Annotated in this window: 19 protein-coding genes; 14 read left to right on the forward strand and 5 right to left on the reverse strand. The window is 73.2% G+C overall.

Features of this window, described 5'->3' with window-relative positions; translation table 11 throughout:
* Positions 1-139: 139 nt before the first annotated feature.
* The 11 genes from ubiG to IF01_RS0119355 all read left to right on the forward strand — a co-directional run bounded on the left by ubiG (position 140) and on the right by IF01_RS0119355 (position 15,817).
* Entirely contained in the window at positions 140-859 is a 720-nt protein-coding gene (gene ubiG / locus IF01_RS0119305) for a bifunctional 2-polyprenyl-6-hydroxyphenol methylase/3-demethylubiquinol 3-O-methyltransferase UbiG (protein WP_030394695.1), read from the forward strand.
* The gene (locus tag IF01_RS0119310) at positions 856-1,806 is read left to right on the forward strand and encodes a 1,4-dihydroxy-2-naphthoate polyprenyltransferase (RefSeq protein ID WP_199523415.1); all 951 of its coding nucleotides are present in this window, start codon (positions 856-858) and stop codon (positions 1,804-1,806) included. Before ubiG ends, IF01_RS0119310 begins: the two co-directional genes overlap by 4 nt.
* Complete coding sequence (locus IF01_RS0119315) at positions 1,803-3,488, forward strand: flavin-containing monooxygenase (protein ID WP_078880097.1); 1,686 nt, start codon at positions 1,803-1,805, stop codon at positions 3,486-3,488. The genes IF01_RS0119310 and IF01_RS0119315 overlap by 4 nt, the downstream gene beginning before the upstream one ends.
* Entirely contained in the window at positions 3,475-3,942 is a 468-nt protein-coding gene (locus IF01_RS0119320; protein ID WP_063764250.1) for a DUF2834 domain-containing protein, read from the forward strand. Before IF01_RS0119315 ends, IF01_RS0119320 begins: the two co-directional genes overlap by 14 nt.
* Positions 3,939-5,822, forward strand: coding sequence for a squalene--hopene cyclase (gene shc, locus IF01_RS0119325; protein ID WP_030394699.1), 1,884 nt, complete (start codon positions 3,939-3,941; stop codon positions 5,820-5,822). The genes IF01_RS0119320 and shc overlap by 4 nt, the downstream gene beginning before the upstream one ends.
* Complete coding sequence (locus IF01_RS0119330) at positions 5,819-7,279, forward strand: FAD-dependent oxidoreductase (RefSeq protein WP_233290441.1); 1,461 nt, start codon at positions 5,819-5,821, stop codon at positions 7,277-7,279. Before shc ends, IF01_RS0119330 begins: the two co-directional genes overlap by 4 nt.
* Positions 7,280-7,411: 132 nt before the next feature.
* The gene (locus IF01_RS0119335) at positions 7,412-8,611 is read left to right on the forward strand and encodes an FAD-dependent monooxygenase (protein ID WP_030394701.1); all 1,200 of its coding nucleotides are present in this window, start codon (positions 7,412-7,414) and stop codon (positions 8,609-8,611) included.
* Positions 8,612-8,794: 183 nt separating this feature from the next.
* On the forward strand, positions 8,795-10,801 hold the full coding sequence (locus IF01_RS0119340; protein WP_030394702.1) for a ricin-type beta-trefoil lectin domain protein: 2,007 nt from the start codon (positions 8,795-8,797) through the stop codon (positions 10,799-10,801).
* A 176-nt stretch (positions 10,802-10,977) separates the two neighbouring features.
* Positions 10,978-11,445, forward strand: coding sequence for an SRPBCC family protein (locus IF01_RS0119345; RefSeq protein WP_030394703.1), 468 nt, complete (start codon positions 10,978-10,980; stop codon positions 11,443-11,445).
* A gap of 139 nt (positions 11,446-11,584) precedes the next feature.
* Positions 11,585-15,142 (forward strand): DNA polymerase III subunit alpha, encoded by a 3,558-nt coding sequence (gene dnaE, locus IF01_RS0119350; RefSeq protein WP_030394704.1) that lies wholly within the window; start codon positions 11,585-11,587, stop codon positions 15,140-15,142.
* Between the two features lie 78 nt (positions 15,143-15,220).
* Positions 15,221-15,817, forward strand: a complete 597-nt coding sequence (locus IF01_RS0119355) for a LysE family translocator (protein ID WP_051755671.1) — start codon at positions 15,221-15,223, stop codon at positions 15,815-15,817.
* A 28-nt stretch (positions 15,818-15,845) separates the two neighbouring features.
* Here IF01_RS0119355 and IF01_RS0119360 read toward each other — a convergent pair whose 3' ends face one another.
* Positions 15,846-16,373, reverse strand: a complete 528-nt coding sequence (locus IF01_RS0119360; protein ID WP_030394706.1) for a GtrA family protein — start codon at positions 16,371-16,373, stop codon at positions 15,846-15,848.
* Positions 16,374-16,529: 156 nt separating this feature from the next.
* A complete protein-coding gene (locus tag IF01_RS0119365) occupies positions 16,530-17,528 on the reverse strand; it encodes a PI-PLC domain-containing protein (protein ID WP_030394707.1) in 999 nt (332 codons plus the stop codon).
* 267 nt (positions 17,529-17,795) lie between these two features.
* Here IF01_RS0119365 and IF01_RS0119370 point away from each other — a divergent pair, with 267 nt between their 5' ends.
* From IF01_RS0119370 to IF01_RS0119380, 3 genes are all read left to right on the forward strand, one after another.
* Positions 17,796-18,155 (forward strand): hypothetical protein, encoded by a 360-nt coding sequence (locus IF01_RS0119370; protein ID WP_030394708.1) that lies wholly within the window; start codon positions 17,796-17,798, stop codon positions 18,153-18,155.
* Between the two features lie 206 nt (positions 18,156-18,361).
* Positions 18,362-19,717: a hemolysin family protein gene (locus IF01_RS0119375; RefSeq protein ID WP_030394709.1), complete on the forward strand. Its 1,356-nt coding sequence runs from the start codon at positions 18,362-18,364 to the stop codon at positions 19,715-19,717.
* A complete protein-coding gene (locus tag IF01_RS0119380; protein WP_030394710.1) occupies positions 19,714-20,745 on the forward strand; it encodes a hemolysin family protein in 1,032 nt (343 codons plus the stop codon). Before IF01_RS0119375 ends, IF01_RS0119380 begins: the two co-directional genes overlap by 4 nt.
* Before the next feature lie 91 nt (positions 20,746-20,836).
* On the opposite strand, the gene IF01_RS0119385 is transcribed toward IF01_RS0119380, so the two are convergent.
* From IF01_RS0119385 to IF01_RS0119395, 3 genes are all read right to left on the reverse strand, one after another.
* The gene (locus tag IF01_RS0119385) at positions 20,837-21,379 is read right to left on the reverse strand and encodes an EF-hand domain-containing protein (protein ID WP_030394711.1); all 543 of its coding nucleotides are present in this window, start codon (positions 21,377-21,379) and stop codon (positions 20,837-20,839) included.
* 156 nt (positions 21,380-21,535) lie between these two features.
* A complete protein-coding gene (locus IF01_RS0119390) occupies positions 21,536-22,198 on the reverse strand; it encodes a response regulator (RefSeq protein WP_030394712.1) in 663 nt (220 codons plus the stop codon).
* Positions 22,173-23,345 carry a sensor histidine kinase gene (locus tag IF01_RS0119395; protein ID WP_030394713.1) on the reverse strand — a complete coding sequence of 391 codons (1,173 nt, stop codon included), beginning with the start codon at positions 23,343-23,345 and terminating at the stop codon, positions 22,173-22,175. Before IF01_RS0119395 ends, IF01_RS0119390 begins: the two co-directional genes overlap by 26 nt.
* Between the last annotated feature and the right edge of the window lie 121 nt (positions 23,346-23,466).

The following is a 23,466-nucleotide window of genomic DNA, read 5'->3' on the forward strand; positions in this document are numbered from 1 at the left end:
GGCCGCCCAGGGACGGCCGGGGGCGGCCGTGGCCGGCCGGGACGTCCGCCCCACCACCCGACCGACCCGCGCAGCGGAGCCGGGGCCACGCCGTGCCCGCGGCCCCGGCCCGGACCGCTGCCCGTCCAGAAGGAGCGTCGTGCCAGCAGTACGCAGCGACTTCATCACCGACTACGACCCGCTCGCCGACGCGTGGTGGGACCCCAGGGGCCCGCTCGCGCCACTGGGCTGGATCGCCCGCGCCCGGGCCGGCTTCGTCCCGGCGGCTCCCGCCGACCGCCACGGTCGGGCCCGGCTGCTGGACATCGCCTGCGGGGGCGGACTGTTCGCCCCGCACCTGGCCGACAAGGGCTACCGGGTGTTCGGCGTCGACCTGTCGTTCCAGTCCCTCCGGCAGGCCCGCGCCCACGGCTACGACGTCACGGTCCGGGCCGACATCGCCCGGCTCCCGTTCGGGGCGGAGTCCTTCGACGTGGTCACGGCCGGGCAGTGCCTGGAACACGTGCCCGACCCGTACGCCGTCCTCGCCGAGGCGTGCCGGGTGCTGCGCCCCGGGGGCACCCTGATCGCCGACACCATCGCCGACACCAGGACGGCCCGACTGGCGGCCGTCACCCTCGCCGAGAACCTGCCGCTGCCGGGCCGGCCGTCCCGCGGGACCCACGACCACCGGCTCTTCGTCAACCGCGAGCGGCTGCTCGCCACCGCGCGGGCGCACGGCGTGGAGCTGCGGCTGCTCGGTCTGCGGCCGCATCTGCGGGACGGCCTGCGCTTCCTGGCCGGGCGCCGCGAGGACGTCCGGATGGTGCGCACCAGGTCCACCGGCGTGCTGTTCCTCGCGGTGGGGAGGAAGCGGTGACCGCCCCGTCCTCCCCCGCCGTCCCCACGCCCGCGCCCCCGCCCTCTCCCTCTTCCTCGCCCGGGCACCGGGCACGGCCCCCCGGCGCCGTGCGCGCCTGGCTGGTCGGCGCGCGGCTCAAGACCCTCCCGGTCACCCTGGCGCCGATCGCGGTCGGCACCGCCGTCGCCGTCCCGGACGGCCTCCCCGACGGCCGGCGCACCGCGCTGACCCTGGTGTTCGCCCTGGGTTTCGTGCTCGGCACCAACTTCCTGAACGACTACAGCGACGGCATCCGGGGCACCGACGACCACCGGCTCGGCCCGGCCCGGCTGGTCGGCTCCGGCCGGGCCTCGCCCCGGCAGGTCCTGCGGCACGGGCTGACCCTGTACGGCATCGCCGTCGGGGCCGCGGTCGTCCTGGCGGTGACGGTCAGCTGGTGGCTGCTCGGCCTCGCCGCCGTGTGCGCGCTCGGCGGCTGGTTCTACACCGGCGGCTCCCGGCCCTACGGCTACCGCTCCCTGGGTGACGTGAGCATCTTCGTCTACCACGGCGTCGTCGCGGTCTGCGCCACCGCCTTCATCCAGCTCGGCCGGCTACCGCTGCTGGCGCTCCCGGCGGGGGTGCCGATGGGCCTGCTGGCCTGCGCGCTGCTGACGACCAACAACCTGCGCGACATCCCGACCGACACCGAGGCCGGCAAGGTCACCGTCGCCGTCCGCCTCGGCGAGGGACGCACCCGGATCTACTACGCGTTGCTGGTCGCCGCGGCCTTCGCCTCGGCGGCGGCGCTGGCGACCGCCCGCCCCTGGGCGCTGCTGGTGCTCGGCGCGGCCCCGGTCGCGGTCCGGCCGCTGCGCCGGGTGCTGGGCGGGGCCCGGGGGCGCGACCTGATCCCCGCGCTGGAGCACACCTGCTGGCTGCTTCTGGCCTTCGGGGCACTGCTGACGACGGGGCTGGCCCTGTGAGCGCCACCGGGGCGGGGCCGGGTCCCGGGGCGCCCGACCACGAGGTGCTGGTGATCGGGGCCGGCTTCTCCGGGATCGGCACCGCCGTCGGGCTGCTGCGCGCCGGTGTCGACGACTTCCTGGTGCTCGACGAGCAGGACGACGTCGGGGGCTCGTGGCACGCCAACCGCTATCCCGGGGTCGCCGTCGACATCAGTGCCTTCTCCTACTCCTTCGCCTTCGAGCCGCACCCGGGCTGGTCGCGGGCCTTCCCGCCGGGCGCGGAGCTCAAGGCCTACGCCGACCACTGCGTGGACAGATTCGGCCTGCGCTCCCGACTGCGTCTGAACTCCCGCGTGGTGCGGGCCGGTTACCACGAGTCCGCGCACCTGTGGGAGGTGGCGCTCGCCGACGGCACAACGCTGACGGCCCGGTTCGTGGTCTGCGCCACCGGGTGGCTCACCCGGCCGAAGACCCCGGAGCTGGCGGGGCTCGACCGCTTCGCCGGCCCGGTGGTGCACACGGCGCGCTGGGACTCCTCGCTGGACCTGCGCGGCCGCCGCGTGGCGGTGGTCGGCACCGGAGCCTCGTCCGTCCAGCTCGTCCCCGAGATCGCCCCGCTGGTGGAGCGGCTCGACGTCTACCAGCGCACGCCCACCTGGGTCTTCCCCAAACCGGACCTGCCCGTCCCCGCGGCCGTGCGCGATGTGTTCGCCCGGGCGCCGTGGACCCAACGGGCGGTCCGGCTCGCCACCGACACCGCCACCGAGCTCTCCTTCGTCATCGCCATGATCCACTACCGGCGGTTCCCCTTCCTGGTCCGGGGCGGGGAGGCGTTCTCCCGGCTCTATCTGCGCCAACAGGTTCGTGGTGACCGTGAGTTGATGGAGGCACTGGCACCGTCGTACCGGCTCGGCTGCAAACGGCCCTCGTTCGGCAAGGGCTACTGGCGGGCGTTCACCCGGGACAACGTCCGGCTGGTCACCGACCCGATCTCGCGGATCACCGAGGGCGGCGTGCGGACGGCGGACGGCACCGAGCGGGCGGCCGACGTCCTGGTACTCGCGACCGGCTTCCACGTCCTGGACAACCTGCCTCCGTTCCCGCTGTTCGGCCAAGGCGGCCGGGAGCTCGGGGAGTTCTGGGCGAGCGAGCGGTTCCAGACCTACGAGGGCAGCTCGGTGAAGGGCTTCCCCAACCTCTGGTTCATCGTGGGCCCGTACTCGTTCACCGGCGGGTCCTGGTTCGGCATGATCGACTACCAGGTCACCCATCTGCTGCGGGTGATCGGCGAGGCGCGCCGCCGGGGCGCGACCCAGGCGGTGGTGCGGCCCGAGCGGCACGACGCCTCGTTCGCGAAGGTGCTGCGCCGGCAGCGCGACACCGTCTTCGCGGACGCCGACTGCCGCGGGACGAACAGCTACTACTTCGACCGGCACGGCGACGCGCCCGCCGTACGGCCCTCCTCCACCTACGAGGCGGCGTGGCGGGCCCGCAGTTTCGACCTCGACGACTACCGGTACGAGCGGGTCCGCGACGGCGGCACGGCCGCACCGTCCACGACCGCACCGTCCACGACCGCGTCGGACGCGGCCCCACGAAACACCGCCGCCCCGTCCACGGCCCCACGGAACACCGCCGCACCGGACACGGCAGCGCCCGCCGACGGGCACCCGGAAGGAGCACGGCATGCGACCGCCTGAGCCCCACGAGCGGGACCGCCGACTGCGCCTGATGTACGCGCTGTGCGCGGCCGCCGGCTTCCTGGTCATGACGACGATGGCCGTCGCCTTCGTCGTGCGCAACGCCGACGCCGGCCCGTGGGGCGTGATGCGGAACTTCCTGCGCGACGCCACCGGGAACCTCGCGTCCGACTTCGTCTACGCGGACCTGGCGCTGACCTGGGCCGCGCTCGGGGCCTTCATGGTGGTCGAGGCCCGGCGGTGGCGGATCCGCCACGTCTGGGCCTACATCGTGGGCGCGCCCGCGCTCGCGCTGGTCGTGAGCTTCTCCGTCTTCATGTACGTCCGGCAGTCCCGGATCGCCGCCGCACGCGGCACCGGCCCCGTCCCCGCGACCTCCGAAGCCACCGCCCCCGCCTCCTCCCACACCACCGCCCCCGCCACCGTCCCCGCCTCGAAAGGGCCGCAGCGATGACCACCACCGACGCCCCGGGCATCCCCGGCACCGTCGACCACGCCCTGGCCCTGGCCGCCGACGCGCTCCGCCGGCGCCAGGACGCCGAGGGCTTCTGGAAGGGCGACTTCGAGACCAGCCTGATCGGCGAGGCCGGCGAGGTCGTCCTGCGCCACTACCTGCGCCTGCCCGACGACGGCACGACGGCCGCCGACGCCCGGACCATCCTCGCCGAGCAGAGCCCCACCGGCGGCTGGGCCGCCTACCACCAGGGCCCGGACGAACTCCTGCTCTCGGTCTTCTGCTACGTCGCCCTGCGCCTGGCCGGCCACCACCCCGACGAGCCGCCGATGCGCGCGGCGGCCGCCTCGATCCGGGCCGGCGGCGGCATCGAGGCCGTCGACAACCTCCTCATGCTCGCCTGGCTGGCCGTCATCGGCCTCTGGCCGTGGAGCGACATCCCGCTCGTCCCGCCGGAGATCGTGCTGCTGCCCAGCTCGTTCCCCGGCAACATCTACCACTTCGGGGCCGCCGCCCGCGGCATCGTGGTCGCCAACAGCCTCTTCATGGCGAGCCGCCCCGTCGTGCCCGCCGGATTCGACCTCCGCGAACTCTTCCGCCGGCCCGACGCCCGCCGTCTGCCGAGGTCCCTGCCCGTCCGCTGCGCGACCGCCCTCAGCCACTGGTACGCCCGTCGGCCGCTCCGCGCCCTGCGGCGCCGCGCCATCGACAAGGCCACCCGCTGGCTCGTCGACACCCAGGAGACGGACGGCAGTTGGGGCGGCAACTGGCCGCAGACCGCGAACGTGCTGATGGGCCTGGACGCGGCGGGCGTGCGCCGCGACCACCCGAGCGTCGTCGCCGCGCTGTCCGCGCTCGACCGGTACGTGGTCGAGCGGGACGGGCAGCGCCGGATCGAGATGTGGACCTCCGTCGTCATGGACACCGCCCTCGCCCTGTCCGCGAGCGCGGCGGCCGGCGGCCCCGGAGCCGGGGCGGCGGACGCACCGGCGGTGCGCTGGCTCCTCGACAACCAGGTCACCGAACTCGGCGACTGGGCGGTGCTGACGAAGGACCCCGTCCCCGGCGGCTGGCCCTACGAGTTCACCAACAACGCCAACCCCGACGCCGACGACACCGCCTTCGCCGTCGTGGCGCTGCGCCGGGTGCGGCCGCGCGGCAGCGACCCGGCCGTCGACGAGGCCTGCCGGCGCGCCCACCGCTGGCTGCTGTCCCAGCAGTGCGAGGACGGCGGCTGGGCCGCCTTCGAACCGCTGCGCTGGCGGCTGCCCGGCCGCACCCGGCTGGCCGAGATCGGCTTCCTGGAGGCGCCGTCCGCCGACGTCACCGGCCACGTCCTGGAGGCGCTCGCCGCCGACGGCCACGCGGACACCCCCGCGGCCCGCCGCGGCGTCGAATGGCTGCGCCGCCAACAGCGCCCGGACGGCTCCTGGCCCGGCTGGTGGGCCTGCTACCACCTGCACGGCACCAGCGCCGCCGTCACCGGCCTGGCCGCCTGCGGGGTGCCGGCCGACGACCCGGCGCTGCGACGGGCCTGCGAGTGGCTCCTCGCCCACCAGCGGCCCGACGGCGGCTGGGGCGAGTCCGTCCGCGCGCTGCACGACCCCGAGTGGATCGGACGGGGCGACAGCACCCCCTCCCAGACCGCCTGGGCCCTGCTCGCGCTGATCGCCGCCGGCCGGGCGGACAGCGCGCCGGTGCGGGCCGGCCTGGAGTTCCTGGTCCGCACCCAGCAGGCCGACGGCGACTGGGCCGAGCCCTGGCACACCTGGGTGGTGCACCACGACGGCCTGTACTGGCGCGACAGCCTGCTGCGGCTGATCTACCCCGTGCTCGCCATGGCGGCGCACCGGGCCGCCGTCGAAGGAGGTGCGGCGTGACGGCGGGCACCGACCCGGGCACGCGGGAGCGCGAGAACGTCACCGTGGTGGGCGGCGGCCTCGCCGGTATGACGGCGGCCTGGACCCTGCGCCGGCTCGGCCTCCCCGTCCGGCTGCTCGAAGCCTCGCCCGAACTCGGCGGCATGGCCGGCTCCCGGGTGATCGACGGCCGGACCGAGGACCACGGCGTGCACATCTTCCCGGCCTGGTACCGCAACACGCTGCGCCTGGTCGGGGAACTCGGCCTCACCGACCACCTGCGCGCCACCCGCAAGTTCCACCAACTGCTCCCGGGGACGGAGTTCCGCAGCGCCGACACCCCGGCCGCCGACCGGCTGCTGTTCCTCTACGGCGTGCTCGACCTGCTCGCCCAGGACTACCGCGCGGGCGACGAGTCCCTGCACGACTTCCTGCGCGGGCGCCGCTACCTCTCCCCCGCCGCCGTGGCCGACATCGAGCACCTCTTCGTCGCCTCCAGCGCCGCCGAGAGCACCGCGGTCTCGGCGGCCGGGTTCCGCGGCAGCATCGCCGCCTTCGTCCGCCACCCCGGCCGGGTCCGGATGCCGCGCGGCGACCTCCAGCAGTGGTTCGTCGGGCCGTTCCGGCAACGGCTGGAGGCCGCGGGCGTCGAGGTGCTGACCGGGCGCGAGCTCACGGCCGCGGCGACCGACGACCACCGGGTGCGGACCCTCACCCTGCGCGGCCCGGACGGCGCCGAGACCGAGGAGGCGGTGCCCGGGCAGCTGGTCCTCGCGGTCCCGCACGGCCGCCTGGCCGCCCTGGGCCCCGGGATCACCGGGGCACTGCGCCCGGCGCACGGGATCCTGGAACTGACCTCCCGTCCGCTGGGCGCCCTCCACCTGTACCTGCGGCGCCGTCTGCCGGGACTGCCCGACGAGCACATCCGCCTGGTCGGCTCACCGCACGCGATCACACTGATCGACGTCGGACAGACCTGGCCCGGGCACCGCGACAGCCTGCTCAACTGCGTCGTCGGCCGGGTGGCCGCACTCCGGCACCTCGCCGACGACGAGGCCGTCAAGGTCCTGGTGGAGGAGCTGATGGCCTATCTCCCCGGTCTCGACTGGGAGGACATCGAGCACGTCTGCTACCAGCCGCACTCCTCGGCGCCCTTCCACGCGCCCGGGCCCGGCTCCGCCCGCCACCGGCCGCAGGCCTTCACCGCGTTCGCCGACCTCCACCTGGCCGGGGACTTCTGCGCCGCACCGGCGGGTGTGGCCGGCATGGAGGCGGCGGTCCGCTCGGGCCTGGTGGCGGCCGAGTCGGTCCGCCGCAGGCTGCGGCCCGAGCTGCCGGCGGTGCGCGTCGACACGATCGGCGACGTCCCGCCGCCGGTCGCCCGGCTGCTGCGGGCGGCACTCCGCCCGGCCGTCGCCGCCGTCCGGAGGCGGTCCGGCGGGGACGGACCCGGCGGGAACGGGTCCGTCCGGAGGTAGCCGGTTCCGGTCCGGTGGACACGCCACCGGACCGGAACCGGACGCACGGTGAACACGGAGCACGCGGAGCACGAGGAGTACGGAACACGCGGTGCACCCGGCTCGTGGTGCACGGACACACGGGGGAACGACATGATCCACGCACTCGTCGCCGGAGGCGGCATCGGCGGCCTGGCCACGGCCCTGGCGCTGGCCCGCACCGGCCACCGTGTCACCGTCCTGGAGCGCCAGGACGCCTTCACCGACATCGGCGCCGGAATCCAGATCGCGCCCAACGGCTTCCACGCCCTGAACCGGCTGGGCGTGGGCCGGGCCGTCCGCGACCGCGCCGTGCTCGTCGACGAACTGCGCCTCATGGACGCGACCACCGGGCGCGAGCTGGTCGCCCTGCCCGTCGGCGGACGCTACCGGCAGCGCTTCGGCGACCCGTACGCGGTCGTCCACCGGCGGGACCTGCACACCCCGCTGCTCACGGCGTGCCGGGCGATCGGGACCGTCGACCTGGTGGCAGGCGCCGGGATACGGCACTACCAGCAGGACGTGGACCGGGTGACCGCCACCACCGCGGACGGCCGGACCTTCTCCGGCGACCTCCTGGTGGGCGCCGACGGCATCCGCTCCACCGTTCGGGCGCAGTTGCTGGGCGACGGCCCGCCCCGCCCCTGCGGGCACACCATCTACCGCACCCTCGTCCCGATGGAGCGGGTGCCGCGGTGGCTGCGCCGCAACGCCGTGACGCTGTGGGCCGGCCCCGGCTGGCACGTGGTCCACTACCCCGTCGCCGGCGGTTCCTGCCTCAACCTCGCCGCGGTGCTCGACGACGGCGCCACCGAGGCGGTCTCGGGCCGCCCGGCCGGGCGGGCCGCCGTCCTGCGACGGTTCGCCGACCCCGGCCCCGTCCCGGGCACGCTGCTGCGGCTCGGCGAGGACTGGCGCCGGTGGGTGCTGTGCGACCGCGACCCGGTCGACGTCTGGACCCGCGGCCGCGTGACCCTCATGGGCGACGCCGCCCACCCGATGCTCCAGTACGCCGCCCAGGGCGCCTGCCAGGCCCTGGAGGACGCCGTCGTCCTCGGCGACCTGCTCGCCGACGCCCCGACCGCCGACGTCCCCCAGCGGCTGGAGCGCTACAACGCCGCCCGCCGTGAGCGCACCGGGCGCGTCCAACGGCTCTCCCGCGAGATGGGCACCCGGCTCTACCACCCGGCCGGCGAGGACGCCCGGGCCCGCGACGCGCTGCTGCGCCCGCTCGACGAGGAGGCGCTCCACCACCGGGTCGCCTGGCTGCACGGCGCCCCGGTCCGGGCGGACGCCCGCGGCGGGGGCGGGTAGGCCCGGGGCGGGCAGGCTCGGGGGCGGGCAGGTCCGGGGGCGGATCCTGCACGAAAGGGCAGAGCTCCCGGCCCCGTCATATGGAAGCCGTCAGGACCGGCCGCGCGGCGGATTTCCGGACCTATCGTCCTTCTCGGTCGAGACGAAAAAGGTCTCCGATGCGAGCAGAAAGACGATTCCGCCATGAAAACCCTGTCCCGCCTGAAACGCGCATTCGCCTGCGGGGTCACCGCCGTCGCCCTGGTCGGCGGCCTCACCGCGCAGGCCGCCCAGGCCGCGCCGTCGCCCGGTCATCCGGTGGACAAGACCTGCGGGACCCCGGCCGTGCCGGGCGGCGGCAACTGCATGACCTCACTGATCGGCGCCGGCTTCGACATGATCCGGGCCATGCGCGGCGCCGCCAACGCCAACAAGCTGGACAACGCGGAGTTCACCCAGAAAACCGCGGCGCAGCTGAGCCAGAAGTTTCCCGGCTTCAATGTGCTGGTGTTCAAGACCGTCGGCACCGACATGTACGACACCGAATGGTTCACGAACGAGCACAAGGCCGATATGAAGGGGGTGCTGATCGACACCACCTACAAGCTGAACCATTTCATGAACAAGGAGGAGCAGAAGGATCCCTCGGGTTACGACAAGTTCCGGATCTGGGTGTTCCAGGGCGAGTCGACCTTCCGCAACCGGGGCGACGGCGGCTACATGAACTGGGCGTTCGTCGGCAACGACGGCGACAGCGTGAAGAAGGAGCCGTGGACCTGCCGGTCGGGCACCGCGCGGCCCTACAAGTGCGACGGCGACGTGCGCACCCTGCACTTCCCCGCGCGCTCCGGCTACGGCAGCAGGACCGGCAGCCTGACGCCCGACGTCAGCGGCCCCGGCTACCACGCCTGCCTGGACGTCAGCGGCAACGGCAGCGCCAACGGCACCCCCGTGCAGATGTGGGAGTGCAACGGCGGCGACGCCCAGCGGTGGACCTACAACGGCTACAAGCTCCGGGCCGCCAACGGCAAGTGCCTCGACCTCGCGGACAACAGGGCCGCCAACGGGAACAAGCTCCAGGTCTGGGACTGTCTGGAGATCCCCGGCCAGCGCTGGCACATGTCGCCCAGCGGCGGTCTGCGCCACATCACCGACCCGGACGACCGGTCCAAGGACGTCTGCGTCGACGACTACGCCGGCCTCACCGCCAACGGCAGCTCCGTGGTGGCCTGGGCCTGCGGCTCCGAGAGCAACCGCGACGCGCGCAACCAGAACTGGGCCTGGGGCGGCACCCCGCCGACCACCGACCCCACCGACCCGACCACTCCCGGCAACGGCGCCGATGTGACCCTGAAGCTCGACAACGGCCTGGGCGCCCTGCCCGTCGGCGGCTCCGCCGGCGCGGCCGTGGTCCCCGGGATCCGGGGCGGCAACGAGTCCAAGTGGAAGCTCACCCCGGTGGGCGGCGGCCGCTACCGGATCACCAGCTCCTACGGCCTCGACCTCACCGAGAGCGGCGGCTACATGGCGGAGCTCCAGCCGTGGAGCAACTCCTCCAAGCAGAAGTGGGAGCTCTTCGGCGTCGGCAACGGCAGGTACCAGATCCGGATCTCCGACGACGACTGCCTCGCCCACGACTCCGACTTCAAGCAGCTCGGTGTGTGGACGTGCAAGCGCGGCTGGCAGCAGGAGTGGGTGCTCGAATCGGCCTCCGGCGGGGTGATCACCCCGGGCGGCGGCGGGGGCACGCCGACCGACCCCAAGGACCCGAAGGACCCCAAGGACCCGAAGCCCCCGACCGGCGGCGGCGCGAGCGTCCCGACCGAGCGGCCGCTGTTCCTGAAGCTCGACAACGGCCTGGGCGCCACGGCCCCCAACGAGACCGCGAGCTGGGGCGCGCCCGTCCTGGGCGGCATCCTGGGTTACAAGGGGTCCACCTGGACGATCAAGCCGCTCGGCGGCGACCGCTACCGGATCGTCAACGACCTCGGCTACAACCTCACCGAGAACCCCGACACCTACGTGGCCGAGCAGCAGGCCTGGGGCGACACCCCCAACCAGAAGTGGAGGTTCGTCGCCGTGGGCAACGGCAAGTACCGGATCCAGATCTCGGACGACGACTGCCTCACCCACGACTCCGACCACAAGCAGCTCGGTGTCTGGACCTGCGAGGGCGGCTGGAAGCAGGAGTGGTCCCTCCGGCTCCTCTGACGGCGACGAACGGCGACCGACGGCGACGGACCGCGACGGACCGCGGCCGCCGTCGGCCGACGGCGGCCGGTGCCGGTGCCGGTGCCGGGAGTCCCCGGTGCCGGCCCCGGCACCACGCGCGGGCGGTCCCGGCCGGGTGCTTGGTCCCCGCCCGGCGACGGCGGATGATCCTCGGCATGGAGACACTCGAGCTCACTCAGGACCCGCGGGCGTACGCCTGCATGCTCGTCCGCCGGCCCGCCGACGAGGCGTTCCGGGCGTTCGCCGACCCGGCCGTCACGACCCGGTTCTGGTACAGCGGGAGCAGCGGGCCGATGGTGCCGGGCGCCGCGCTGCGCTGGGAGTGGAAGACCTACGGGGCCTCGGCCGAGGTCAAGGTCCTGGAGGTGGAGGAGGGGCGGCTGATCCGGTTCGAGTGGGGCAACTACGACCGGCCGACGACCGTCGAGCTGAGGTTCACCCCGCGCTCGGCGGAGACCGCCTTCGTCGAGGTCACCGAGACCGGTTTCAAGGGGTCGGGGGACGAGACCGTGAGCTGGGTGAACGACACCGTCGGTGGCTTCACCACCACGCTGTGCTCGATGAAGGCCCTGCTGGAGCACGGCATCGAACTCAACGCCGTGCCCGACCACCACCCGGCCTGACCCCGTCCCCGGGGCACCCCGGCCCGGCTCCGCGGCCCGACCGGCCGGCGCGCGCGGCACCCCTGGCGTGTCGCGCGCGCCGACCGACTAACCTGGACCGCTTGCCAGTACCGCCGTCCCGCTTGAGGAGCCCAGCGCCGTGTCCGACAGCTTCGCGCACCTGCACGTCCACACGGAGTACTCGATGCTGGACGGGGCCGCGAAGAACGGCAAGCTCTTCGCGGAGGCGGAGAGACAGGGCATGCCCGCCATCGCGATGAGTGACCACGGCAACATGTTCGGCGCCTACGAGTTCTTCCACGCCGCCGCCAAGACCGGCGTCAAGCCGATCATCGGCATCGAGGCGTACGTCGCCCCGTCCTCGCGCTTCCACAAGAAGCAGGTGTTCTGGTCGCCGGGCGGCCAGCGGCCGGCCAGCGCGGACGGCGAGGGCGGCAAGGACGTCTCCGGCGGCGGCCGCTACACCCACATGACCATGTGGGCGCAGAACGCCACCGGCCTGCGGAACCTCTTCAGGCTCTCCTCGCTCGCGTCGATGGAGGGCTACTACATGAAGCCCCGGATGGACCGCGAGCTGATCGCCGCCAACGCCACCGGGATCATCGCCACCACCGGCTGCCCCTCCGGCGAGGTGCAGACCCGGCTGCGGCTCGGGCAGTACGAGGAGGCCGTCAAGGCGGCCGGCGCCTACCAGGACATCTTCGGCAAGGAGAACTACTTCCTGGAGCTGATGGACCACGGACTGTCGATCGAGCAGGACGTGCGCGAGGACCTGCTGCGCCTCGCCAAGCAGCTGAACATCCCGCTGCTGGCCACCAACGACTCGCACTACGTCACCGCCGACCAGGCGGACGCCCACGACAGCCTGCTCTGCGTCGGCGTGGGCAAGAACAAGGACGACCCGAACCGGTTCAAGTTCCAGGGCACCGGCTACTACGTCAAGACCGCCGAGGAGATGCGCGAGCTCTTCCGCGAGCTGCCGGAGGCCTGCGACAACACGCTGGCCATCGCGGAGCGGGTCGAGTCGTACGACGAGGTGTTCACCTACGTCGACCGGATGCCGCAGTTCGACGTGCCCGAGGGCGAGACCCAGGCCTCGTTCCTGCGCCAGAAGATCGCCGCCGGCCTCCAGCACCGCTACGGCGACAACCCGAGCCAGGAGGTGCTGGACCGGGTCGAGCTGGAGATGGGCGTCATCTCCCCGATGGGCTTCGACGCCTACTTCCTCGTGGTCGCCGACATCTGCCAGTACGCCCGGGACAACGGCATCCCGGTCGGCCCGGGCCGAGGCTCGGCGGCCGGCTCGATGGTGTCCTACCTGACCCGGATCACCGAGCTGGACCCGCTGGAGCACGACCTGCTGTTCGAGCGGTTCCTGAACCCCGAGCGCATCAACCCCCCGGACGTCGACATCGACTTCGACGACCGCCAGCGCGACCAGATGGTGCGCTACGTCACCGACAAGTACGGCTCCGCCTACACCGCCCAGGTCAACACCTTCGGCACGATCAAGGCCAAGGCCGCCGTCAAGGACGCCAACCGCATCCTCGGCTACCCGTTCGCGATGGGCGACCGGATCACCAAGGCGATGCCGCCGGACGTCATGGGCAAGGGCGTCCCGCTGGCGGACCTCTTCAACGACAAGCACCCGCGGTACAACGAGGGCACCGAGATCCGCTCGCTGTACGAGAACGAGTCCGATGTCAAGAAGATCATCGACACCGGCCTGGGCATCGAGGGCCTGATCCGCGGCACCGGCGTGCACGCCGCGGCCGTCATCCTCTCCTCGACGCCGCTGCTCGACCTCATCCCGCTGCACATGCGGGACAAGGACGGCGTGATCATCACCGGCTTCGACTACCCGTCGTGCGAAGCCATGGGCCTGATCAAGATGGACTTCCTGGGTCTGCGGAACCTGGGCATCATCGATCACTGCATCAAGATCGTCAAGGCCAACCGGGGCGTGGACGTCGACATCGAGAAGATCCCGATCGACGACCCCACCACCTACCAGCTGCTGGCCCGCGGCGACACCCTCGGCGTGTTCCAGCTCGACGGCGGCCCCATGCGCGCCCTGCTCAAGCTGATGAAGCCCACCGAGTTCGCCGACATCTCCGCCGTCTCCGCGCTGTACCGGCCCGGCCCGATGGGCATGAACTCGCACACCAACTACGCGCTGCGCAAGAACGCCCAGCAGGAGATCATCCCGATCCACCCGGAGCTGGAGGCGCCGCTCGCCGACGTCCTCGGCCCCACCTACGGCCTCATCGTCTACCAGGAGCAGGTCCAGCGAGCGGCCCAGGTGCTCGCCGGCTACTCGCTCGGACAGGCCGACCTGCTCCGCCGGGCGATGGGCAAGAAGAAGAAGGAGGTGCTGGAGAAGGAGTTCGTCCCCTTCCACGCGGGCTGCAAGGAGCGCGGCTACTCCGACGAGGCCATCCAGGCCGTCTGGGACGTCCTGGTCCCGTTCGCCGGCTACGCCTTCAACAAATCGCACTCCGCCGCCTACGGACTGGTCTCGTACCAGACCGCCTACCTCAAGGCGAACTACCCCGCCGAGTACATGGCCGCCCTGCTCACCTCGGTCGCCGACGACAAGGACAAGATGGCGATCTACCTGGCCGAGTGCCGGCAGATGGGCATCCGGATCCTCTCCCCCGACGTCAACGAGTCGGTGGTCGACTTCACCGCCGTCGGCAGCGACGTGCGCTTCGGCCTGAAGGCGGTGCGCAACGTCGGCGTCCCGGTCATCGAGTCGCTGGTGGCCACCCGGGCGGAGAAGGGCAAGTACACCTCCTTCCCGGACTTCCTGGACAAGGTCGAGCTGGTGGTGTGCAACAAGCGCACCGTCGACTCCCTGGTCAAGGCGGGCGCGTTCGACTCGCTCGGGCACACCAGGCTCTCGCTCAGCACCGTGCACGAGAGCGCGATCGACGCCGTCACCGGGCTGAAGAAGCAGCAGGCGATCGGCCAGGACGACCTCTTCGGCGCGCTCGACGCCGAGGAGGGCGGCGGCATCGGGCTGGACTTCCAGCTCACCGACCGCGAATGGCCGCGCCGCCAACTGCTCTCCCTGGAGCGGGAGATGCTCGGTCTCTACGTCTCCAGCCACCCGCTCGACGGCGCCGAGCACATCCTCTCCCAGAACCGCGACACCTCGATCGCCGACCTGCTCGGCTCGGGCCGCACCGAGGGCGAGGTCCGCCTCTCCGGCCTCATCACGGCCGTGGACCGCCGGATCAACAAGGCCGGCAACGCCTGGGCGATCATCACCGTCGCCGACCGCGACGGCTCGGTCGAGGTGCTCTTCTTCCCCGCCACCTACAACCTGATGGCCGAGCAGATGGTCGAGGACAACGTCGTCTCGGTCCGGGGCCGCCTCAACGAGCGCGACGGCTCGCTGAGCATCTTCGGGCAGGAGCTCACCACCCTCGACGTCTCCTCCGCCGAACTCGGCACCAAGCCCCCGGTCCAGATCACCGTCCCGGCCGCCCGGGTCACCCCCGGGGTCGTCGCCGAGCTCAAGCTCGCCCTCCAGGCCCACCCCGGCGACGTCCCCGTCCGCCTGCTCACCACCGGCTGGGACAAGGACACCCTCTACGAGCTCGGCTTCCAGGTGAACCCCGACAACGGCTTCGCCTCCGACGTCAAGACCCTGCTGGGCAACCGCGCCTGGATGGGAACGAGCGTGCGCTGACGGAGCCCGACGGCGGTGCGGCGGGGGGGGGGGGGGGGGCGCCCCCCGCCCCCCCCCCCCCCCCCCCCCCCCCCCCCGATGACACCGGGGCCGAACATGATCTACCTGGTCTCCCGTTCGATCGCCCAGGGCCGCCGGGCCGGGCTGACCTCGCTGGCCGGGGTCGCCCTCGGCTTCCTGGTCTACCTGTTCGCGGTGTCCGCCGGGATCGCCACCGTCTTCGCGCTGGTGCCGGAGATCTACCTGGCGGTCAAGCTCGCGGGTGCCGGCTACCTGCTGTGGCTCGCCTGGAAGGCCGTCCGGCCGGGCGGGCGCTCCGCGTTCGCCGCCCAGGAGCTGCCGCACGACGGGCCCCGCAAGCTCTTCCTGATGGGCCTGCTCACCTGCCTGCTCAACCCCAAGGTGGCGATCCTCTACATCTCGCTGCTGCCGCAGTTCGTCGACCCGTCGCGCGGCCACGTCGGCCTCCAGGGCGTGGTGCTGGGGCTGACCCTGATCGTGGTCGGGGTCGCGGGCAACGCCTTCTTCATCGTCACGGCCGGCTCCGTCGCCGGCTTCTTCTCCCGGCACCCGCTCTGGCAGCGCGTGCACCGCTACGTGGTGGGCACCGCCCTGGCCGGCTTCGCCGTGCGGATCGCCACCGAGCGTTCGGGCGCGGCGGTAGCCCTGCGCTGACCGTCGCGCGCGGTGCGTCCGGTACGGCTCAGGCGGCGCGGCAGAGCCCGGTGGGGTCGGCGGCCGGGATCGAGGCGCGGGCGACGGCCACGCTCAGGGGGCGGGCCGCGGCGGACGCCGTCGACCGGGTGCGCGCGAACACGACCAGGCGCAGCACCGCGAACCGGGCGACGCCGGCCAGCGCGGAGGCCGAGAGGTAGACGACCTGCTCGGCCACCGCGCCGGGCCGCGCCACCACCTGGTGCAGGACGAGCACCGCCGAGCAGGTCACCGCGTACGCGGCCACCGCCGATCCGGCCGACTGGACGTGCTGCCGCCAGGTCGCGCGGCCGCCCATGCCGAAGGTGAAGCGGGCGTGCAGCTCGGTCGCGAGCAGCGTGGAGGCCGCGGTGACCAGCGCGTTGACCAGGACCCAGGGGACCTGCGGGAGCCATCCGGCCAGGGCCGCGACGGCGAAGCTCGCGGCCACGCCCACGCCGCCGCCGCAGACCACGAAGCGGGCGAAGGCGACGAGGCCCCCGACCTCCGCCCGCTCCCGGCGCCGCTCTGCCGCCATGATCCGCCCCCTCCGGTCCCGCTCCCCCGGAACGCGCGCTCCCGACCGCGGGGCCGGGAGCGCGCGTTTCCCCTTGGCATCAGCATGGCGTAAGCGATGGCGCCATGTCCAGTCCGCATGGCGCCACAGTGGCACCACGCGCGGCGAGGGAGCGTCCTACCGGAACAGGCGGTCGCCGCTGTTCGCCATCCGATGGGTGCCGCTGTGGCGGTCGACCCAGTCGCGGACGAGGTTGACGGCATTGGCACACTGCCAACCGTTGTCGTACTCGCGCACGCCGGTGAAGGCGCCGTAGCCGGCGATGATGCCGTCCACCTGGGCGTCGCCGAGGAGCTTGTCGACGTACCACGGGTCGTTGTAGGTGGTCGTCCAGGAGAAGGTGCCCGCGAGCCGGCCGGCGGCCCGGTCGGCGGCGCCCTTCCTCAGTTCGGCGCAGGTGTTCCAGGTGGCCTCGGTGCAGTTGCCGAAGCCCTTGGTGATGTCGCTGTCCCCGTAGTCCATCACCCGGCGGCCGGCCGGGAAGCCGGAGCCGGAGCGGTCGAAGGCGCCGAGCACCTGGTCGCGGGTGCCGGTGGTGGTGATGCCCTCCAGCGGGCCGAGCCGGCCCGCCAGGCTCTGCCAGCCGCGGCCGCCGACGTCCGGGGTGCTGCCGCCGTGGTACTCGAAGAAGCCGTAGAGCACCTGGATCCCGGCGGCCGTCAGCCGCTGGGCCTTGTCGCGCAGCCCGGCGACGCTGCAGGTGCGGTTGGGCGCCTCGCCGCAGTAGTTGGGGTCCTTGATGTCCAGCCAGACCAGCGACAGCCGGCGGCCCGCACTGGCGTGCGAGAGGATGCGGTCCAGCATGCTGTCGAAGCTGGGCCCGAGGCGGTTCTCGCCGGCCGAGGAACAGTCGTGCCAGGCGCGCCACTCGTTCGGGTTCCACCAGGCGCAGACGTCGATCTCGATGGCGTTGGCGCCGTGGCCGATCGCGGCGTCCACCCCGTCGAGGGTGTCCACCCGGTGCGCGACGGCGTAGACCGGCCGGCGCGCGTCGGCGGCCTGCGCGGGGGCGGCGAGCGCGGTGGTGCCGAGGATCGCGCACAGCGCCGCCACCAGGGCGGGCAGGGTCCGCAGACGGGTTCCGCGCCGGCGGGCGTCGAGCTGATTCGTCGTCACGAGGTCGCTCCCTCCTTGTCGTTCGTCGTTCGTCGGTACTCGATTTGTCAGTTTCCCGTCAATCGATATCACCAACAGGGGGTCGACACACGGTGAACGGCGGGTTCGGGCCGGGAACGCGAGGGTCGGCCCGCCAACCCGTCGATCTGTCGACTCCCCCGTCCGACCTGCGCACGGAGATCATCTACAGTGCTGTAGAAGTCGGCTGACGGGGGGCCGGTCCGGCACCGGACCCGTCACGCCGAGGACCGAACGACAGGAGAAGCAGTGAAGTCGCGCATACTCGCGAAGGTCGCCCCCGTCCTCGTGGCCGCCGGGCTGTTGCTGGGCGCGCCGGCCACGGCCGCCACGGCCGCCCCCACCGGCGTCCGGGCCGCCGTGACGGTCGGCTCGACGGCGCCCGCGCCCGCCGCTGTCGCCGCACCGGCCCCCGCCCACGGCAGCGCCCACGACACCGCCCTCGCGGCGGGCGACAAGAAGGACGAGAAGAAGAAGGGCGGCTTCTTCAAGAAGCTCGGCATTGCCGTGATCGTCGTCGTCCTGCTGATCGTGCTGTTCGTGATCGGGCTGATCGTCGCGATCGTGTTCGCCGTCCGGGCGATCTTCCGGCGCCGCCGGACGGCGTGACCCCGCCGGGCCCGGGTCGACGCGCACACGGGAGCGCGTGGTGACCCGGGCCTTACGCCGTACTGATTTGCCATTCCTTTACACTTCTGTAGAACCGGTCACCCTCTGCACGAAGGAGTCGCGGACCCCGCGATGGACGAACCTCCCAGTCATCACCCAGCCGTTCCCTGCCCGTCGTACGCACCGACCGGGGCGGGGGTGACCCGGTGAGCGAGGTGCTCCTGCTGGTCCTGGCCCTGCTCCTGACCGCGGCCTGCGCCCTCTTCGTGGCCGCCGAGTTCTCCCTCACCACCGTGGAGCGCGCCGCCGTCGAACGGGCGGCCGAGGCCGGTGAGCGGGGCGCCGCGACCGCGCTCAAGGCCGTCCGACGGCTCACCTTCCAGCTCTCCGGCGCCCAACTGGGCATCACCATCACCAGTCTGGTGATCGGCATGATCGCGCAGCCCTCGGTGGCCGCGCTGCTCCGCGGTCCGCTGGAGGCCGTCGGCCTGCCCGAGGCCGCCGCCGAGACCGGCTCGCTCGTCCTCGGCGTACTGCTGTCGACCGTCGTGCTGATGGTCGCCGGCGAGCTCGTGCCCAAGAACTGGGCGATCTCCCGGCCCCTGGCCGTCGCCAAGGTGGTGGCCGCCCCGCAGTACTGGTTCTCGGCCGCCTTCGCGCCGTTCATCGGTCACCTGAACAACACCGCCAACCGTGTCGTGCGGCGGTTCGGCCTGGAACCGGCCGAGCACCTCGCCTCCGCCCGCACCCCGCAGGAACTGGTCGCGCTCGCCCGGCACTCCGCCCGCGAGGGCGTCATGGAGCCCGACACCGCCGAACTGTTCATCCGCTCGCTCAACCTGCGCGAGCTGACGGCGGAGAACGTCATGAAGCCCCGGGTGGACGTCCAGGCCCTGGCGGAGCACGCCACCGCGGCCGACGTCGCCGACCTCACCCGGGTCACCGGCCTGTCCCGCTTCCCGGTCTACCGGGGCAGCCTCGACCACGTCGTCGGCACCGTCCACATCAAGGACGCCCTCGGCGTGCCCGTGGAGCGGCGGGCGACCCGGCGGGTGTCGGCGCTGATGACCGAGCCGATGCTGGTCCCCGAGACCCTCACCGTCGACCGCCTGCTCGACCGGATGCGCGGCGAGGAGACCCTCGCCGTGGTCATCGACGAGTACGGCGGCACCGCCGGCATCGTCACCCTGGAGGACATCGTCGAGGAGGTCGTCGGCGAGGTCCGCGACGAGCACGACCCCACCGGGACCCCCGACCTGGTCGACCTCGGCACCGCCGAGGACGGCCGGCACCGGTGGGACTCCGACGGCATCACCCGCACCGACGAGCTCGAAGCCATCGGCATGCCGGTGCCCGAGGGCCCGTACGAGACGCTGGCCGGCCTGATCGCCGAGCGGCTCGGCCGGATCCCGACGGTCGGCGACGCCGTCGAGGTCGACGGCTGGACGCTGGAGGTCGGCGCCGTCGCCCACCACGTCGCCGAACGGGTGCGGATCACCGCCCCCGAACCCTCCGACTCCCCCGACGAGGACCGCCCCGAGCGCCAGGAGCGGACCCGATGACCGCCGTCCAACTGATCGTCGGCCTGCTCACCATCGTGGCCAACGCCTTCTTCGTCGGCGGCGAGTTCGCCCTCATCTCGGTGCGGCGCAGCCAGGTCGAACCGCTCGCCGAGGCCGGCGACCGCCGGGCCCGCACCGTCATCTGGGGCCTGGAGCACGTCTCCGCCATGCTGGCCACCGCCCAGCTCGGCATCACCGTCTCCTCGCTGGTGCTCGGCATGGTCGCCGAACCGGCCATCGCCCACCTGCTGGAGCCGCCGTTCCACAGCCTCGGCGTGCCGGAGGGCCTGATCCACCCGGTCGCCTTCGTCATCGCACTGGGGACGGCGACCTATCTGCACATGCTGCTCGGCGAGATGATCCCGAAGAACCTCGCGCTCGCCGCGCCCGAGCGGGCCGCCCTGCTGCTGGTGCCGCCGCTGGTGGCCACCTGCCGGGCGGTGCGGCCGGTCGTCTTCTCCATCAACGGCTTCGCCAACCGGATCCTGCGCCTGCTCAGGGTCGAGCCCAAGGACGAGGTGGCCTCGGTGTTCACCGAGGACGAGCTCGCCCGGATGGTCAAGGACTCCTCGGACGCGGAGCTGCTCAGCGCCCGGGACACCGAGCTGCTGCACGACGCCCTGGAGCTGGGCTCCCGCCCCGTCTCCGAGGTCGTCACGCCGCGCGAGCGGATCGTCTTCACCGGCCCCGGCACCACCCCGGCGCAGCTGGAGCAGCTCGCCGCCCGCACCGGCTTCTCGCGCTTCCCGGTGCTGGGCCCGGACGAGCGGGTGGACGGCTACCTGCACATCAAGGACGCCCTCGAGCACGACGGCACCCGCGACCGCCCGTTCCCGCCCGGCACCCTCCGCCCGATCGCCCGCGTCCCGGAGGCGATGCCCCTCGACGACGTCCTGACCGCGATGCGCCGCTCCGGCACCCACCTCGCGGCCGCGATCACGGCCGACGGAACCCCCCTCGGCCTGGTCACCATGGAGGACGTCCTCAAGGAGCTGGTCGGCCCGGCCCCCACCTCCGGCCCCCGCTGACGCCCCGCCCCCCACGGCCCGTGCCGCCCCCGCCGCGCGCGGTGGCGGCACGGGCCGCTCCGATCGGCCGACCGCTCCGGGCGGTGCCGGGTCACTGCTCCGGGATGCGGCCGCACATCGCGTTGCCGGGGTCGGACGGGTCGGCGCTGATCCAGAACTGCTCCCACAGGAGGGCGAACTCGGGTCGGCTCAGGTAGCCGTCGCCGTCCAGGTCGATCAGGTCGAAGACGTCGTCGGTCGGCACGGTCCGGCCGTGCCAGATGTCGACCAGCCGGGCGTGTTCGGCGCGGGAGATGCGGCCGTCGCCGTTCTCGTCGACCGCGTCGAAGACGGTGTCGGCGGTCGCCGTGACCACTTCCCGCAGGGCGGGGAGCCGGTCGACGAGGGTCAGGAACTCCTCCATGTCGACCCTGCCGTCGTGGTTGCTGTCCGCGACCGTGAGCAGGTGGTCCCACCAGCCCAGCATGAGTGCCTCGACCCTGACTCCGAGGGCCGCGTCCCGCTGGACGGCCGGGAGCCGGCCCCACCGCTCCGCCAGCGCCTCGAAGTCGTTCTTCCGGAGGCAGCCGTCCCCGTCGGTGTCGAAGGCGGCGAAGACGTTGCGGAGCTTGCGCCGCTGGAACTCGTTGGCCATGAACGGGCCTCCCTGTGCCGAGCCGTGGCGCCACCACCTGTGGCGACAGGCTGGCGACTGTAGAGGCGCGGCGCGCGGCCCCGTCGGGCTTCGGCGGAAGTACCGGGGATTCCCGGCACAACCGCCCCGGGGCGCCCCGGCTGTGCTAGTGCTCGTTCAGGTTCCGGGGAGGACACGGCGCGTTTCGTAGGCCCACATCGCGATCTCGACCCGGTTGCGGGCGCCGAGTTTGGCCATCAGGCTGGCCAGATGCGTCTTCACCGTGCTGAGGCTGATGTGCAGTGCATCGGCGATCTCGGTGTTGGTCAGCCCGCGAGCGACGGCGAGGAGCACCTGCTCCTCGCGGGCGGTGACGGGTGAGACCGGTTGGGCCGCGGGCCGGCCGGCGGGCAGGTCCGCGAAGGCCCGGAGCAGACGGACGGTGACGCTGGGCGCGATGAGCGCCTCACCGCCGGACGCCGACCGTACGGCCTGGGCCAGCAGGTCCGGTCCCGTGTCCTTGAGGAGGAATCCGCGGGCGCCGGCACGCAGCGCGCCGTAGACGTACTCGTCGAGGTCGAACGTGGTGATGACGACCACGGCCAGCGGGTCGGCGACGCCCGGGCCGGCGAGCAGCCGGGTGGCCTCGAGCCCGTCGACCACGGGCATCCGGATGTCGAACAGGCAGACGTCGGGGCGCAGTTCGCGGGCCAGTAGGACCGCTTCCCGTCCGTCGGCGGCCTCGCCGACCACCTCGATGCCGGGCTGGGCGTTCAGCATGATCCGCAGCCCGGTGCGGATGATCGTCTGGTCGTCAGCGACGAGGACGCGTACGGACACCGCTCTCGCTCCTCGCTCTCGGCAGCTCGGCCTCGACGAGCCAGCCCCGGTCGGTGCCCGGGCCGGCTCGTAGTGTGCCGCCGATCAGGGTCGCGCGCTCGCGCAGCCCGGTGAGTCCGTATCCGTCGCGCCCCCGACCGGTGCGCCGACCGTTGTCCCGCACGCTCACCCGTACCGTGTGCCGCTCCGCGGCGACCCGGACGGCGACCTCGGTCGCGTCGACCGCGTGGCGCAGCGCGTTGGTCACCGACTCCTGCACGATCCGGTAGACGGCGGCGTCCACGGCCGGCGGCAGCGTGTCCAACTCGCCGTCGAGCCCCAGGTCGACCCTGACGCGACCGCCGGGGGTGCGCACCAGGCGCTCCAGGTCCGCGACGCCGGCGGGGGGCGCCAGCTCGGCGCCGACCCCGCGGTCGCGCAGCGCGGCGACCATGGCGCGCATCTCCTCCAGCGTGCGCGCCCCTTCCTCCTCGATCCCCTCCAGCGCCGCGACCGCGGCGGACGGGTCGGTGCCCGCGAGCACCCGGCCCGCCTGGGCGATGATCACCATGGCCGACACGTGGTGGGCCACCGTGTCGTGCAGTTCCCGGGCGAGCTGCTCGCGCTCGCGGGAGCGCACCTGCTCCAACTGCCGCTCGCGAGCGGTCACCCGGAACCGCACCGCGGCCCCGACCACACCGGGCAGCAGCCCGAAGACGAAGCCCACGACCGCTTCGACGACCGGAGTCCCGCCCGTGGCGGCACACAGCGCGCACGCCGCGACGATCGTCGCGCCGCCCAGCACGATCTCCCGGCCCGATCCCCACCGGGGCAGCGCGTACACCAGCACCAGCACGACCCCGGCGGTGTACAGGCCGACGGGCTCGCGCGGTGCGGCGAGGAGCGAGGCCACCTGGAGCAGGGTCACCGAGCCGAACGCCAGCGTGACAGTCGCCAGCGGGCGGGTCCGGCGCCACAGGAGCAGCAGGCACAGCCATACGGCGAACACCACCGCCGCCGGACGCCACACGACGTGCTCGCGCAGAGTGGCCTCCAGCGCCGCACCGGCAAGGCCCGCGGCGAGCAGCGCCCAGTCCCGCCGCACCCGGGCGGGCGCGTCGGGCGGCCGGGGTTCGGTCCACAGGGTTCGCAGGTCGTCTCGGAGCACGGTTCCCAGCCTAGTGACCGCGCCGTACCGCGCATCGGCCGAAAGGACGGGTCGTCACTCCGCCCCGGGGCCGACGGATCCGCGGCCCGCGGGCCGATGGCGCGGAGCGCAGCAGCGAGGA

The sequence above is a fragment of the Kitasatospora purpeofusca genome, assembly GCF_000718025.1.
In the GTDB taxonomy this organism is placed as follows: domain Bacteria; phylum Actinomycetota; class Actinomycetes; order Streptomycetales; family Streptomycetaceae; genus Kitasatospora; species Kitasatospora purpeofusca.